This is a genomic window from Dyella lipolytica (genome assembly GCF_030160075.1).
Taxonomy (GTDB): Bacteria; Pseudomonadota; Gammaproteobacteria; order Xanthomonadales; family Rhodanobacteraceae; genus Dyella_B; species Dyella_B lipolytica.
This window is the reverse complement of record NZ_BSNQ01000003.1, coordinates 557,787-572,569: the sequence shown is the minus strand read 5'-3', so window position 1 is coordinate 572,569 and position 14,783 is coordinate 557,787. Positions and strand designations below refer to the sequence as shown.

The window sequence follows — 14,783 nt, the reverse complement described above, 5'->3', positions numbered from 1 at the left end:
GCGGGTTGAAATGATAGGCGGCGGCGAGCTTTCTGTCCACCGAAACCGACATAGAAAACCACGTAGCTTCCACAGCGCGCACGACAGGCACGCGCTAAACTGGCGCCCAGTTAGCCAGGGAAGCTCACCATCTTCATGAACGCCACAGTCCTGCTGGATCCCATCCGACTCGACCGCCCCGACACGGACATTCGGGAGCAGCCCTTCCCGTTCATGATTGCGCACGGCCAATTACCTGATGAGGCACGCGGCGAGCTGGAACGGGATTTCCCGAAATACACCAGCGCCGGCTTCTTCCCCTACGACCCCTCCGATTGCGGCCCTTCGGTGAATGCGTTGGTGGAGCAACTGACCACACCGGAATTTGCCAGCGCCGTCGGCCGCTATCTCGGTATCGAAAACCTGGGTCAATACCCGACGTTGGTCACCCTGTGCCGTGCGTTGAACAAACGCCACGGCACGATCCACACGGACAGTCGCTCCAAAGTCGCCACCGCCCTGCTTTATCTGAACACCCAATGGCCGGATACCAGCGATGGCTGCCTGCGCTTTCTGAACCGTATCGACAACATCGACGATCTAGCCGCCCCCGAACTCAAACCCTTGTACGGTGAGTTCGCCGTGTTCAAGCGTTGCGAAAACTCGTTTCACGGTCACTTGCCTTACGAGGGTGAACGTCGAGTGATCCAGGTCGCGTGGCTCACCAGCGAAGAGGAAAAGCTACGCAAAACCAAGCGCGGCAAATTCTCGCGTACGTTCAAGAACCTGTTTGGCGTGCTGGATCGCAAGCTCGGTGCGGGCCGCGATCGCAATGCGGCACACAAAACACGCGGCGATTAAGTTAAAAAACGCCAGCCCACGTAGAGGGCAAACACGGCGTAGAGCAGCCCCACCGGCACCAGGTTTCGACCGTCGACACGGCCCCGACGAAACAGCAGCCACAAGTACACGATCGTGGCTGAGGTCACGACGCCAGCCGCAATCAGCGGTGCATCGAACATCCACGGTGTAGCGAACAACGCCAAGGCACTGGGAACCGTGGCCTGAATCATCATCGCGCCGGAAATATTCGCCAACGCCAAACGTTCCTTGCCCTGGCGTACCCAGATAAGCGCATTCATGGTCTCCGGCAATTCGGTCGCCACCGGGCTAAGCACCAGTGCCACCAGATGCGGCGGCAGGTGCATCGCCACGCCGATTGTTTCGATCTGCGACACGAAGATATGCGAAGCGAAGGCTATAACCAGCAATGCCACAAGGGTCTGAGCGAACACCGCTACGAGCGATGGCGACGCAGCTTTCGGCTGGAATTTCAGCGGTTCGAGTACTTCATGAGCCGACGTGGTGTCTTCACTGCTCAATTCGCGCCACACGTACAGCGCATAGGCCGATAGAAACAGCACGCCCAACCATGGTTTGAAAGCGAAGGCGACCAAACCAAGGCCGCACTTCACGACAAAGATCGAAAGGAACCAGGACTGGTCGCGCGCCAATCGCGCATCCTCGACGCGCAGACGCATATCGGTACGCCCCAGACGGCGACGGTTACCCCACAGCGCAATACCCACGACGGCATAGGCAATCGTGGCGAGCACCAGTGGGCCACCCATGGCTGCGCCAACGCCGATATCGCGAACCTCAGCCGTGCGCCCCATGATCACCGCCACGAAGGTCACCGCACTTTCCGGGAGCGCCGTACCGAATGCGGCCAGCACGCTGCCGGTTGCCGTGGCGCCCAGATTCAGCTTCTGCCCCACCCATTCGATGCCGTTGACGAAATACTCGCAGGCCAGATAGATGGCCCCGGCGGAAAGCAGGAATAGCAACGTCGTAGTGAGCATGGAAGATTCCGGGCCGGGCGAGCGAAAACCGATGGCGCACGCACGAAGCTCGCCCGGCCGGGTGAGTCGTGTCGTGGCCAAAGGTCTCGCCGGACCATCGCAGGCTTAAGCGTCTGCGATAACCATCCGCGCCATGAAGCGCGAAGCTTCAAGTATGTTGACGCGGATTCCTCGGGGCATGAAAGCCTGGCGGCTTTCTGCGGCGAGGATGGCTACTCCCCAATGACAACGTGGGGGATGGTACAAGCCTCCATGGCAACGGACAACCGGAAGGCTATCCGGCTGCCTTTGCTTGGCGTGTTTGCAGCAAATCATCGATGTCGTAGGTACCGGGCTTATGCCCGGCCAGCCATGCCGCCGCTTCAAGCGCGCCGCGCGCGAAGATGGAACGATCCGTCGCGCGATGGCTCAGTTCGACGCGTTCGCCCTGACCGAGCAACAGTGCCGTGTGTTCACCCACCACATCACCACCACGCACCACGGCAAAACCTATGCTGCCGCTGCGACGTGCACCGGGACGACCTTCACGCACATACACGCCATCCTTTTCCAACGTGGTATGACGTGCTGAAGCAGCAGCATGTCCCAGCGCCAACGCGGTGCCGGAGGGTGCATCCTCTTTGCGGCCATGATGGGCCTCGACGATTTCCAGATCCCAATCTGGCAACGCTGCCGCCGCTTCGCGCAGCAGGCGGGTCAATACAGCGACGCCGAGGCTGAAATTCGCTGCACGCAGCACCGCGATACGTTGACCGGCGCTACCGAGCCGCGCATCGAGCGCAGCATCAATGCCTGTGGTGCCGGTGACCAGTGCAACACCGTGTTCCATGCAATAGGTCAATGCAGCAGAAAGCCCGTCAGGTCCGCTGAAGTCGACCACGACATCCACTGCGGGAGCGGCATCCCAATCGCGGGCATAACGCAACGACGTGGGAAGCTCGCCATACACCGGCATACCGTCGTGTTCCGAGCCTGCAGCGACGACGGCATGCACAAGTTCAAAACGCCGGTCTTCGCGTACCAGCGCGAGCAGCGTGCGTCCCATGCGACCGGAAGCGCCATTGATAGCAAGGCGGATTGCCTGCGTCATGCGAATGTTCCTCAATCATCACGCTTAACTCCCTCTCCCCTTCGGGGAGAGGGCTGGGGGTGAGGGGCCAATCTTGCGAAGAAGTGAATGCGAAGCCCGCTTCAATGTAGCTCAATCGCTAGATTATCCCCTCACCTCAATCCTCTCCCCGGAGGGGAGAGGAGGCAAATGCAAAGAGCCGTGCCTCTAAGAAGTAACGCGCGACCAGAACTGCTTGACGCCGTCCACCCAGGTCTTGGCGCGTGGTGTGTGCTGGTCGGTGTCGTCGTCAGCGAAGGTCGCCTCCAGCTTCTCCAGCAGGTCGCGCTGCTCTTGGGTAAGCCGCACCGGCGTCTCCACCACGACACGGCAGATGAGATCGCCGGCGCGACCACCGCGTACGGATTTCACGCCACGTCCGCGCAAATTGAACTGTTGTCCGGTCTGCGTCTCGGGCGGAATCACGATGGGCACTTCGCCTTCCAGCGTCGGCACATGCAGCTCCGCACCCAAGGCAGCTTGCGAGAAACGAATCGGCAGTTCGCAGAACAGGTTGTTGCCTTCACGCTGGAAGATCGCGTGCTCGCGCACATGCACTTCCACGTAAAGATCACCAGCTTCGGTGCCGGCCGGGCCCGCTTCGCCCTGCCCCGTCAAGCGGATGCGATCGCCATTGTCGACGCCGGCGGGAATACGCACCGACAACGTGCGCGTTTCTTCCAGGCGCCCGTCGCCGTGGCATTGCTTGCACGGCTTCTCGATCGCACGACCATTGCCGCCGCAATGCGGGCAGGTCTGCTGGATCGAGAAAATACCGTTCTGCATGCGTACCCGGCCATGCCCGTGGCAGGTTTTGCATTGCACGGTCTTGCCGTCGTCCGAACCGCTGCCGTTGCAGTGGTGGCAAAGTACCTGGGTCGGAATGTCGAACTTCTTCTCGATGCCGAACACCGCTTCTTCGAGATCCAGCTCCATGATGTAGCGCAGATCGGCGCCGCGACGCTGCCGTCCGCGACCACCGCCGCCACCAAAGATGTCGCCGAAAATGTCGCCGAAGATATCGCCCATGTCGCCGAAGCCGGCGCCATTGCCGCGACCGCCCATGCCGCCTTCAAACGCGGCGTGACCGTACTGGTCGTACATCGAACGCTTCTGCGGATCGGCCAATACCTCGTAGGCTTCCTTGGCTTCCTTGAATTTTTCCTGTGCGTGCGGATCGTCCGGGCAGCGGTCAGGATGGAATTTCATCGCCAACCGGCGGAACGATTTCTTTAGGTCCGCCTCGGTAACCGAACGTTCGACACCCAGAATTTCGTAATAGTCACGCTTGCTCATTGCTTGATCCGCGATTCGATGCGCCGATCGGGAATGAACCAGATCGCAGCCACCGTGGCATAAAGTAAACACGACACCCACGGCGCCACGAACGCCAGCAGGATGCCAACCAAGTACATAGTGGCGGCGACCTTGCCTTTCCAGTCGCTACCGATCGCTTGTGCCAGCAAGGACGATTTCCCGCCATTGGCCGAGATCAGGCTGTGCTGCAGTGGCTGCCATGCCAGCGCGCACATCAGCAGCACTACGCCATACAACGCCACCGGAAGCTGCGCGAAGTGGTTCTCACCTATCCAGCCCGTCGCCACCGGCATCAGCGACAGCCAGAACAACAGATGGAGGTTCGCCCAAAGCACGCCGCCGCTGACCCGTTCGGAAGCATGCAGGAGATGGTGGTGGTTATTCCAGTAGATGCCCACGTAGATGAAGCTCATTACGTAGCTCAGGAACACCGGCCATTGCGGAAGCAGGACATCCCAGCTGTCGCCGTGCGGCACCTTCAGTTCCAGCACCATGATGGTAATGATGATGGCCAGCACGCCATCGCTGAAGGCTTCAAGCCGCCCCTTGTCCATCGCTCCCCTCCAAAGACGACGAAGCGCCCCGAAAGGCGCTCGTCTTCAATCAGCAGGCGTTATCAAGCCGACTTGCCATCGTTCTTCACTTCGGTGAACTCGGCGTCGACCACGTCGTCCGGCTGCGCGGAGCCGCCCGGTCCCGGACCGTGCTGCTGCGCGCCGGCATCCGCCGCACCGCCACCTTGAGCGGCGGCGTACAGCGACTGCGCGACCTGTTCCAGTTTCTGGATCTTCGACTCGATGGCTGCCTTGTCGTCGCTGTCCTTGACCTTTTCCAGATCGGACAACGCACCCTCGATCGAGCTCAGCTGATCGCCCGGCACCTTGCCGCCGTGTTCCTTCAGCGCGCTACGCGTAGCGTGCACCAGCTGATCGGCCTTGTTGCGCGTGCTGACCAGCTCGTGGAACTTCTTGTCCTCTTCCTTGTTGGCTTCGGCATCGGCGACCATGCGCTGGATTTCAGCGTCGGTCAGGCCCGAGCCGGCCTTGATCTCGATCTTCTGTTCCTTGCCGGTCTTCTTGTCCTTGGCCGACACGTGCAGGATGCCGTTGGCGTCGATGTCGAAGGTCACTTCGATCTGCGGCATGCCGCGCGGCGCAGCATCGATACCGGTGAGGTCGAACTTGCCCAGCGACTTGTTCGCATTGGCGCGCTCGCGCTCACCCTGCAGCACGTGCACGGTAACCGCGGTCTGATTGTCGTCGGCCGTGGAGAACACCTGCGAAGCCTTGGTCGGCACCGTGGTGTTCTTCTCGATCAGCTTGGTCATCACGCCGCCCATGGTCTCGATACCGAGCGACAGCGGGGTCACGTCGAGCAGCAGCACGTCCTTCACCGAACCACCAAGCACACCACCCTGGATCGCCGCGCCGACAGCGACGGCTTCGTCCGGGTTAACGTCCTTGCGCGGCTCCTTGCCGAAGAAATCCTTCACCGACTCCTGCACTTTCGGCATGCGGGTCTGACCGCCGACCAGGATCACTTCGTCGATGTCGGACACGCGCAGGCCAGCGTCATTGAGCGCCGTGCGGCACGGATCGATGGTGCGCTTGACCAGGTCTTCCACCAGCGCTTCGAGCTTGGCGCGGGTGAGCTTGATGTTCAGATGCTTCGGACCGGAAGCATCGGCCGTGACGTACGGCAGGTTCACTTCGGTCTGATGCGACGACGACAGCTCGATCTTGGCGCGCTCGGCCGCATCCTTCAGGCGCTGCAGCGCCAGCGGATCCTTGCGCAGGTCGATGCCCTGGTCCTTCTTGAATTCCTCGATCAGGTAATCGATGACGCGCATGTCGAAGTCTTCGCCACCGAGGAAGGTGTCGCCGTTGGTGGCCAGCACTTCGAACTGCTTCTCGCCGTCGACTTCCGCGATCTCGATGATCGACACGTCGAAGGTGCCGCCGCCGAGGTCGTACACGGCGATCTTGCGGTCGCCGCCCTTCTTGTCCATGCCGTAGGCCAGCGCGGCCGCGGTCGGCTCATTGATGATGCGCTTGACGTCGAGACCGGCAATGCGGCCGGCGTCCTTGGTCGCCTGGCGCTGGCTGTCGTTGAAGTAGGCCGGCACGGTGATCACCGCTTCCGTGACCGTCTCACCAAGGTAGTCCTCGGCGGTCTTCTTCATCTTCATCAGCACTTTCGCAGAGATTTCCTGCGGCGCCATCTTCTTGCCGTCGGCGGTCTGCACCCACGCGTCGCCGTTCTCATGCGCGACGATGCCGTAAGGCACGATGTGCAGGTCTTTCTGCACTTCAGCGTCGGTGAACTTGCGGCCGATCAGGCGCTTCACCGCGTAGAAGGTGTTCTTGGGATTGGTGACGCTCTGGCGCTTGGCGGGCGCACCGACCAGCACTTCGCCGTCCTTGGTGAAGGCGACGATGGACGGTGTGGTGCGATCACCCTCCGCGTTCTCGATCACTTTGGTGGTACTGCCATCCATGATGGCGACGCACGAGTTGGTCGTGCCCAGGTCGATGCCGATGATCTTGCCCATGTGTGTGTGCTCCGGAAATCTCGCGAGCGGCCCCTCGGCCGCGAATGGTTGTCAGATGGGGTTCTGCCGCACGTGCTTCAATGACAGCTGAACCCTGCAGTGTTGAAATTGCTGCCGCCGTTCAGTCGTCCTTGGCCACGGCGACCAGTGCCGGGCGCAGCAATCGATCGTTCAACACATAGCCTTTCTGCAGCACGGTCACCACGGTGCCCGGCGCTTTGCCCGGTGCCTCGACCATGCTCACGGCGTGATGACGCTCCGGATCGAGCGGCTGGTCGAGCGGATCGACCTGCACCAAGCCGTTGTTACCGGCGATGCGCAGCAATTCCTTCAAAGTGAGGTTGATGCCTTCGCGCACCGCGGCCACATCGCCGCCTTCTACCGATAAACCGCGCTCCAGGCCGTCATAGATCGGCAGCAGGTCGTTGAGCAGCTTCTCGTTGGCGAAGCGGCGGGCCTGCTCCAGATCGCGGTGCAAACGGCGGCGCTGGTTTTCCAGCTCGGCCTTTTCGCGCAGCACGATCTCGCGCAGCTCGTTGTTGTTCGCTTCCAGTTCGGCCACCCTGGCCTTGAGTGCCTCGAACTCGGCGTTTGAGGACGCGCCTAGTTCGCCACTCTCCGGCGTTCCGTTCGGCGGCTGCGAATCGCTGTTATGCATGAAAGACTCCAAACATCATCTTGGGCCGGTACGCGGTACCGACCATCGAAAAATTGCGGGTAAACCCCGCCTCCCGAGGCGTTTATAGGGCCGTAGCGGCGCGATTCAAGGCTTCGCTGAGCAGCCCCGCAGTGGCCTGCACCACGGGAATGACCCGTTCGTACGCCATCCTGGTGGGGCCGATGACCCCCACAGCACCCAGCAACCTGCCCTGGGCACCATAACTGGCGGTCACCACACTGCAGCCATCCAGGGCAGCGAAACCCGACTCCTCACCGATGAATAGTCGCACGCCGGGTGCCTTGGCGCAGATTTCCATCAGCTGCAGCAGCTCGTTTTTCTTCTGGAAGGCCTCGAACAGCTCGCGCAGGCGGTCCAGATTGGCCAGCTCCGAATAGGCCATGAGGTTGATCTGGCCGCTGACCAGCACATCCTCGCCCTGGGGCGCGAAAGACGCCGCGGCCAATTCCACCGCGCTGGACAGCAAACGATGCAGTTCACTGCTGGCTTCGCGCAATTCACGCAGCAAATGCGCGCGAATGTCGTCCACACGCAAACCCACGAAGTGTTCGTTGATGTAGTTGGCAGCCTGTTCCAGCTCGCGGCCATCCAGCGGTTTGGCCAGCTGAATCACGCGGTTCTGCACCTGGTTGTCCGAGAAAACCAGAATCACCAGCACGCGTGCATCGGGCAGCGCGACAAAATCGATATGGCGCAACGGGAAGTCGGTCTGGCGCGGCACCGTGACCACGCCGGCAAAATGCGTCATTGCCGACAGCAGTGCCGAAGCATTGCCGACCAGATCGCGCACGGTTGCCGGTCCAGGCGGCAGCTCACGCTGCAACCGCACCATTTCATCGCGCGGTACCGGCTGCAGTTCGATCAGGCTGTCGACGAACAGGCGCAGCCCACGCGGCGTAGGGATACGCCCCGCCGAGGTATGGGGCGAGGCAACCAGCCCGGCCTCTTCCAGGTCCGCCATGATGTTGCGGATGGTCGCCGGGCTCACATCCAGCCCGGAGGAACGCGAAAGCGTGCGCGACCCCACCGGCTCGCCATCGACCAGATATTGCGCGATCAACGTACGCAGCAGGCGCCGCGCGCGGATATCGAGTTCATGGCTGTGATGGTTGCTGGGCATGCGCTGTGGCAATCCGTGAGACGCTAAAGAAATAAGGTTTGACGGGGGAGAATGCAAGAAAGCCTGGCGATCATCATCGCACCCATCGCGATTCGCTACTCAACCGCTCGCCCACACCCTTACAATCCGCCGAACCACTGCCGCCCTCCTCCATGCTCACTTCCCTCTACGTCCGCCACCTTGCCGTCGTCGAAGAAGCCGATATTGCCTTTGGTCACGGGTTGACCGTGGTCAGCGGCGAAACCGGCGCCGGCAAATCGTTGCTGGTCGATGCCTTGATGCTACTGGCGGGCGCCCGCGCCGACAGCAATATCGTACGCGCCGGCAGCGACCGGGCCGAACTGGTGGCCGAGTTCGACCTCACGGATCTGCCAGAAGCGAGCGATTGGCTGAAGCAGGAGGAACTGGACGAAGACGGCGCCTGCCAGCTGCGTCGAGTGATTCGCGCCGAAGGCAATTCGCGTGCGTGGATCAACGGCCGCCCCGCCACCATCGGCCAGATGGGCGATCTGGCGGCGCTGCTGGTCGAGATCCACGGTCAGCACGAACACCAGGCATTGCTGGAACGCGCGCATCAGTTAAACCTGCTCGATGCCTACGCCGAGAACGAAGCTCGCGTCGCCTCGGTGCGCGATTGCGCCCTGCAATGGCGCGAGTTGGGCGCACGCATCCGCAAACTCAGCGGCGGCGAAGATCGCGATCACCGCCTTGGATTGCTGCGTCACGAACTGGCCGAACTGGAAAAGTGGGCGCTGCCGCCCGCGCAGTTGGCGGAACTGGAGGCCAGTCACAAGCGCCTGGCCAACGCCAGTAAGCTCACCGAAGGCATCACCGGCGTGGTGGAACTGCTCGATGGCGACAGCGAATTCGCGCTGCGCCAGTCGCTCGGTCGCGCACATGCGGAATTGAGCCGACTCAGCACCCTCGATGATCGGCTCGCACCGATGCTGGAGCTGCTCGACAACGCGCAGATCCAGCTCAACGAAGCCGTCGATGGGCTAGGCCGTTATGCGCAAGACGTCGATCTCGATCCCGAACGCTACGCGGAAGTCGACACTCATCTCGCGCGCCTGCATGAGCTTTCCCGCAAGCATCGCCTCCCCGCCGCCGAACTCGATGACAAACGCGCGGCTCTGCAGACAGAACTGACCGAACTGGAAAATGCCGGCGAGGCACTCGAACGGCTCGGCGCACAACGCGACCAGCTGCAACGCGATTACACCAAAGCCGCCGACGCACTGAGCAAGGCCCGCATCACCGCCGCCAAGCGACTGGGCAAGGAAGTAAGCACGCTCATGTCCGAGTTGGGCATGGCAGGCGGCGTGCTGCAGGTCGCACTCGAACCCGCCGAAAGCAACGATCCAGACCCACAGGGACGCGAGCGTTGCGAATTGCTGGTAAGCGCCAACCCCGGCCAACCGCCGCGACCACTACGCAAGGTCGCCTCCGGCGGCGAGCTGGCGCGCATCAGTCTCGCGATCGAAGTCGCCACCTTGGGCAAAGATACGATCGGCTGCATGGTCTTCGACGAAGTCGATAGCGGCATCGGCGGTGCCGTCGCCGAAGTGGTCGGCCAGAAACTCCGCGCGCTGGGTACACGCTGTCAGGTGTTGTGCGTGACGCATCTGCCGCAAGTCGCTGCGCAGGGTCACGCGCATCTTCGGGTCAGCAAGCACAGCGATGGCGATTCGACGCATACGCGCATCGACTCTTTGAATACCGAAGGTCGCCGTGACGAACTGGCCCGCATGCTGGGTGGCGTGGAGATCACGCGCGAAACCAAGGCGCACGCCAAGCAGATGCTGGAACGGGCGCAGACTGCCTCAGGTGTGGCTTCGCAGTAAGCCTCGCTCGCTGGCGATGCGATACAAATCCAGTTCCGAACCGGCACCCAATTTTCCCATCAGGCTGGCGCGGTGGATGTAGACCGTCTTCTGGCCGATACCCAGTTCGGCGGCCACCTGTTTGGGTGCCCGCCCTGCGGCCAGCAGCAGAAACACTTCGCGCTCGCGCGCCGTCAGGCGATCGATCGGATCCAACGTATCGTTCGGACGTTCGGCACGCCGCTGGCGAAGGTCGGAGCTGAGAAACTGCTCGCCACGCATCACCGCACGCAGCCCCGCCACTAATTCCTCCGGCGCCGCCCCTTTGGTGACATAACCGCTGGCGCCGCGCCGCAGTGCCTCCGATACGTAGGGCTCGCCGTCGTGCATGCTCAACACCACGATGCGCGTGCCGGTGGCTACGCTGCGCAAATGTTCGATCAACGGCAGGCCGCTACCATCGGGCAGCGAAAGGTCGAGCGCTACCAAATCCGGACGCCGCTGGCTGATAGCCTCGACCGCATCGTCGGCATTGCGGCACTCGGCTACCACCTCGAGGTCGGGTTCCATTTCGATAAGCCGCTTGAAACCCTCGCGGACGATGGCGTGATCGTCGACCAAAACAATACTGTGCATGGGTGCACTGTATCAGTCCGCACGGCGGACGGAAGCGGGTGCCGTGTACCATCCGCACATGCGATTGAAACCCATCCTGAGCTTCACTTCCGGCCCCCTCATCGGCCTTGGTTATGCCCTGCTCTGGGCCCTGCTGTGGCCCACGGCGCAACCGGACTGGACCCTGCAATTCGGTCTCCGCTTCGGCGTCTTGTTGCTTTCGCCGCTGCGCTATTGGGGCTGGCTGATCGGCGGCGAGTTGCTCGCCGCCGGGTTGATCGACTACCTGCACGGCTACTCGCTCGGCTGGCAGGTCTTTGTCTACGGCGATTTGCCGCAGCCGATTGTCGTGGCTTTGTGCCTGGGCTTGCTGCGCCGAGCGCATCTGCGGCCGAGCTTGCGCGATCCGGAGGAAGTCTCGCGACTCCTGCTTTCCGCGGGTTTCACGGTCATGGCAGCCACCGCTACGGATGCGCTGGTGATGGCGTTGATCCATCAGCTCCCACCTACCGGACTGCTGCACGCACTGGGCGATGAACTGCTGGGCAACTACGTGGGTTTGCTGTTGCTGGTGCCGCCCTTGATCTTGCTATGGCGCGCGCGCCCATCGAAGCAGGAGATGTCCGAGCTATTGATGGATGGCTTGCTGGTGATGCTGCCCGCCCTAGTCATTCTGCTGATCCTTACCGAGCAGGCTGCACCGCAACGCGAGTTCGCACGTGTGCTGTCGCTGGCGCCGGTGTTGTTCTTCGCGTTTCGTCACGGCTGGCGCGGTGCCAGCCTGTCCATGCTCGTATCGAGCCTCGGCATGGCGCTGGTCGATCGCGTGTTCACGCATGCGGTACCGACGGCCTCTTCGCATATGTTCCTGGCAGTGGCCGGCACCGGCGCGCTGATGCTCGGTTCGGCTACGGATGCGCTTCGCCGCAGCAGTGCACGCGTCGCGGAACAGAACGTATATCTCGCGGCCGTGAACCGGCGGCTGGATCATCTGGCACGCCAGTTACGCGATGCCGCACGCGGCAATATGCAGGCAGAAGAAAATCAGCGCCGCCATATGGCCGCCGAACTGCACGACGAATTGGGCCAGAACCTCACCGCCATCCAGACTCACGTCAAACTTGCACAAAGCCGCCTGCAACAGGCTGGCCTGGAAGATATCGGTACGTCGATCAACAGCATCCTCACCCACATGCGTCGCGCACTGCATCGCTTGCTGGATGACCTGCGCCCCGCCGTGCTCGACGAATTCGGCCTGATGCGTGCGCTGGACGAAGGCCCCATCCGCGATCTGATGGGCACCGCCGGCATGGCCTATCACACCGAACTGCACGGCGATCCTCGCCTGCTCGAAGAAGACATTCGCACCGCCATCTATCGACTCGCCCAGGAAAGCGCGACCAACGCCGTCAAACATGCCCAGGCCAGCGAGTTCCGTCTGCGTTTGCGCATCGGCGAACGCGCCGGCAACGCTCTCGCATTGCTGGACATTCGCGATAACGGCGTCGGCTTACCAGAGCGCGTTCCACGCGGCGGACGCGGATTGCAGGGCATGCGCGATCGCGTGACATCGCTAGGCGGCCTGTTCCGTCTGCGCCCCGATCAGAATGGCGTACATCTGCGAATTTTGCTGCGAAGCAGCATTTCTCGCCGTGAATCCAGTGACTTGTGACACTGTAACTAGGAAATTTTCCAATACCAGCGACGTAAAAGCTTCGTTAGGATCGTTCAATCGATGTGGGGGAGCCGCCATCGCAAGATGGTGAGCGCGGGTCAGCCGTGGGGACGGCGGGCCCGAAGAATGGCAGGAAGCCATTCCGCCGGAGTCTGGACAAACGCGCGTATCTCGAGCAACTCGGAAACGCGGCAGGTCAAGAGACAACGGTAAGCCGCTGGGTGGACAGGAGTCCTCCCGCGGCTTTTTTTATGGCTGGGGTTTGGCGCCGCCAGGCGCCGTCACAGGGGCGAAGCGCCCCGCAGACGCCCGAGTCGCTGGTTATTTGCAGGTTATTTGCGCTTGGGGCGCACGTACAGCACCAGGCTGTGATCCTGAATGTCGTAACCGTGCCGGGCGGCGATCTCGCGCTGCAGGCGCTCGATCTCCTCGCTGACGAACTCGATCACCTTTCCGCTGTCCACATCAATCATGTGGTCGTGGTGCTGGCCGCGATCCAGTTCATAAACCGCCTGCCCGCCCTCGAAATTGTGTTTGCTGAGGATGCCGGCGGCCTCGAACTGGGTCAGCACCCGATACACGGTGGCCAGGCCGATATCTTCCTGGTGGGCCAGCAGCTTCTTGTAGACGTCTTCGGCGGTGAGATGCCGGGCCCCGTCTTCCTCGAAGATCTGCAGAATGCGCATCCGAGGATGGGTGACTTTCAGCCCGGCCTTACGGAGTTCCTGGGTTTCCTGTTCCATCGCAAGCTCCTGGTACACGGTGGAATCAAGCCATTAGTGTATCATCCGATACCTTCACGATCCGGACGCAATACGAATGCAAAAGCTGATTCGCACGCTGGGCTTCGCCACGCTGGCAATTTCTCTGGCCGGCTGCCATATCGTGTACACCCCCGACGTGGCCCAGGGCAATCTGTTCGACAAGACCATCGACAAGAACCTTGCCGATCAGCTGAAACCGGGTCTGACCAAGCGCCAGGTGCTGGTGCTGATGGGCACGCCGTCCGTCGCCTCGCCGTTCGACCAGAATCGCTGGGACTATGTGTCCACCTACTCGCATCGTGGCGAGAAGATGACCGTGAACACGATGAGCCTGTTCTTCAACAACGACACGCTGGTGCGCACCGAAGGTTCGCTCTACATGCAAGACTCGTTGAAGCTGGTCAAAGAAAGCAACAAGTACAAGACCAACTACAACGTCAACGACACCTCCGGCGACAAGAACACCAACGCAGGCGGCGACAGCGGTAGTGGCGATAGCAGCAGCGGCGGCGACGATTCGAACTCGAAGAACTAAGCGCTCGTTTAGCGCGCGCGACGTCGGCGTGCGTCTTTCGGATCCAGCGTAAGCGACCGGTAGATTTCCACCCGGTCGCCATCCCGCAGCGTTTCGTCTGGAGTCACGCGACGGGAAAAGATACCCAGGCGCGACGGATCGAAGGCAACTTCCGGCATCTCCTGCAGAATGCCCGACTGCTCCACCGCCTGGATCACCGAACTGCCGGCGGCCAACGTCACCTTACGCAGCAACTGCCTTTCTGCCGTGGCACACACCACCTCCACGGTGATGCGATCAGCCATAGACGTGCTCCGCCTCACGGCAGAAGTCATCGACCATGCGGTTGGCCAATCCCTGGAAACCGAGCTTGATGGCCGCGCCCCCCAGGCGTCCGGCGTAATCGAAATCCAGCTCCAGGGCGACCTTGCAACCGTCCGTTCCCAGCGGGATGAAATCCCAGAAACCATCCAGGCTGCGGAACGGCCCATTCACCAGGCTCACCTGCAAGCGCCGCGGACGATCGATGATGTTGCGGGTCGTAAAACTGTGATGGAAACCGGCGAACTTGAGATCGAGCCTCGCCACCAGCATGTTCTCTCCACGCTCGATCACCTCGGCGTTGGCACACCAAGCGAAGCGCTTTGGGTATGCTTCCACCTCATTGACCAGGTCGAACATTTGCGCCGGAGAGTACTTCACCAGGGCGCTGCGGCGGATTTCGATCACGGCAGCCTCTTTACTTGATTCCAGGTTCGGCCCGCATACGGTCAAAC

15 protein-coding genes and 1 riboswitch are annotated in these 14,783 nt (G+C 61.7%); of the genes, 4 read left to right on the top strand and 11 right to left on the bottom strand.

Annotated elements, in window-relative coordinates; genetic code table 11:
- Nucleotides 1-135 precede the first annotated feature (135 nt).
- Nucleotides 136-840 carry a 2OG-Fe(II) oxygenase gene (locus tag QQL64_RS04250; RefSeq protein ID WP_284396182.1) on the top strand — a complete coding sequence of 235 codons (705 nt, stop codon included), beginning with the start codon at nt 136-138 and terminating at the stop codon, nt 838-840.
- Here QQL64_RS04250 and QQL64_RS04245 read toward each other — a convergent pair.
- The 7 genes from QQL64_RS04245 to hrcA all read right to left on the bottom strand — a co-directional run bounded on the left by QQL64_RS04245 (nt 837) and on the right by hrcA (nt 8,616).
- A complete protein-coding gene (locus QQL64_RS04245) occupies nt 837-1,841 on the bottom strand; it encodes a sodium:calcium antiporter (RefSeq protein ID WP_284396179.1) in 1,005 nt (334 codons plus the stop codon). The two genes, QQL64_RS04250 and QQL64_RS04245, sit on opposite strands and share 4 nt — an antisense overlap.
- Nucleotides 1,842-1,932: 91 nt before the next feature.
- Nucleotides 1,933-2,074, bottom strand: a riboswitch (yybP-ykoY riboswitch).
- Between the two features lie 41 nt (nt 2,075-2,115).
- Nucleotides 2,116-2,931, bottom strand: coding sequence for a 4-hydroxy-tetrahydrodipicolinate reductase (dapB, locus tag QQL64_RS04240; RefSeq protein ID WP_284396177.1), 816 nt, complete (start codon nt 2,929-2,931; stop codon nt 2,116-2,118).
- A 186-nt stretch (nt 2,932-3,117) separates the two neighbouring features.
- On the bottom strand, nt 3,118-4,245 hold the full coding sequence (dnaJ, locus tag QQL64_RS04235; protein ID WP_284396172.1) for a molecular chaperone DnaJ: 1,128 nt from the start codon (nt 4,243-4,245) through the stop codon (nt 3,118-3,120).
- A complete protein-coding gene (locus tag QQL64_RS04230; RefSeq protein WP_284396169.1) occupies nt 4,242-4,820 on the bottom strand; it encodes a TMEM175 family protein in 579 nt (192 codons plus the stop codon). The genes dnaJ and QQL64_RS04230 overlap by 4 nt, the downstream gene beginning before the upstream one ends.
- Nucleotides 4,821-4,882: 62 nt before the next feature.
- Nucleotides 4,883-6,817, bottom strand: coding sequence for a molecular chaperone DnaK (gene dnaK / locus QQL64_RS04225; protein WP_284396166.1), 1,935 nt, complete (start codon nt 6,815-6,817; stop codon nt 4,883-4,885).
- Between the two features lie 121 nt (nt 6,818-6,938).
- Nucleotides 6,939-7,475, bottom strand: coding sequence for a nucleotide exchange factor GrpE (gene grpE, locus QQL64_RS04220; RefSeq protein WP_284396160.1), 537 nt, complete (start codon nt 7,473-7,475; stop codon nt 6,939-6,941).
- Between the two features lie 82 nt (nt 7,476-7,557).
- A complete protein-coding gene (gene hrcA / locus QQL64_RS04215) occupies nt 7,558-8,616 on the bottom strand; it encodes a heat-inducible transcriptional repressor HrcA (protein WP_284396158.1) in 1,059 nt (352 codons plus the stop codon).
- A 152-nt stretch (nt 8,617-8,768) separates the two neighbouring features.
- Between hrcA and recN the strand changes: the two genes are divergently transcribed.
- Nucleotides 8,769-10,460, top strand: a complete 1,692-nt coding sequence (gene recN / locus QQL64_RS04210) for a DNA repair protein RecN (RefSeq protein ID WP_284396156.1) — start codon at nt 8,769-8,771, stop codon at nt 10,458-10,460.
- Here recN and QQL64_RS04205 read toward each other — a convergent pair.
- Nucleotides 10,440-11,075, bottom strand: a complete 636-nt coding sequence (locus QQL64_RS04205) for a response regulator transcription factor (protein WP_284396155.1) — start codon at nt 11,073-11,075, stop codon at nt 10,440-10,442. The genes recN and QQL64_RS04205 overlap by 21 nt on opposite strands.
- A gap of 58 nt (nt 11,076-11,133) precedes the next feature.
- On the opposite strand from QQL64_RS04205, the gene QQL64_RS04200 reads away from it, so the two are divergent.
- Nucleotides 11,134-12,726 carry an MASE1 domain-containing sensor histidine kinase gene (locus tag QQL64_RS04200; RefSeq protein ID WP_284396153.1) on the top strand — a complete coding sequence of 531 codons (1,593 nt, stop codon included), beginning with the start codon at nt 11,134-11,136 and terminating at the stop codon, nt 12,724-12,726.
- 335 nt (nt 12,727-13,061) lie between these two features.
- On the opposite strand, the gene fur is transcribed toward QQL64_RS04200, so the two are convergent.
- Entirely contained in the window at nt 13,062-13,472 is a 411-nt protein-coding gene (fur, locus tag QQL64_RS04195; protein ID WP_284396149.1) for a ferric iron uptake transcriptional regulator, read from the bottom strand.
- 76 nt (nt 13,473-13,548) lie between these two features.
- Between fur and QQL64_RS04190 the strand changes: the two genes are divergently transcribed.
- Nucleotides 13,549-14,028 carry an outer membrane protein assembly factor BamE gene (locus QQL64_RS04190; RefSeq protein WP_284396146.1) on the top strand — a complete coding sequence of 160 codons (480 nt, stop codon included), beginning with the start codon at nt 13,549-13,551 and terminating at the stop codon, nt 14,026-14,028.
- A gap of 8 nt (nt 14,029-14,036) precedes the next feature.
- Here QQL64_RS04190 and QQL64_RS04185 read toward each other — a convergent pair whose 3' ends face one another.
- On the bottom strand, nt 14,037-14,312 hold the full coding sequence (locus tag QQL64_RS04185; protein ID WP_284396144.1) for an RnfH family protein: 276 nt from the start codon (nt 14,310-14,312) through the stop codon (nt 14,037-14,039).
- Nucleotides 14,305-14,736: a type II toxin-antitoxin system RatA family toxin gene (locus QQL64_RS04180; RefSeq protein ID WP_284396143.1), complete on the bottom strand. Its 432-nt coding sequence runs from the start codon at nt 14,734-14,736 to the stop codon at nt 14,305-14,307. The genes QQL64_RS04185 and QQL64_RS04180 overlap by 8 nt, the downstream gene beginning before the upstream one ends.
- Nucleotides 14,737-14,783 lie beyond the last annotated feature (47 nt).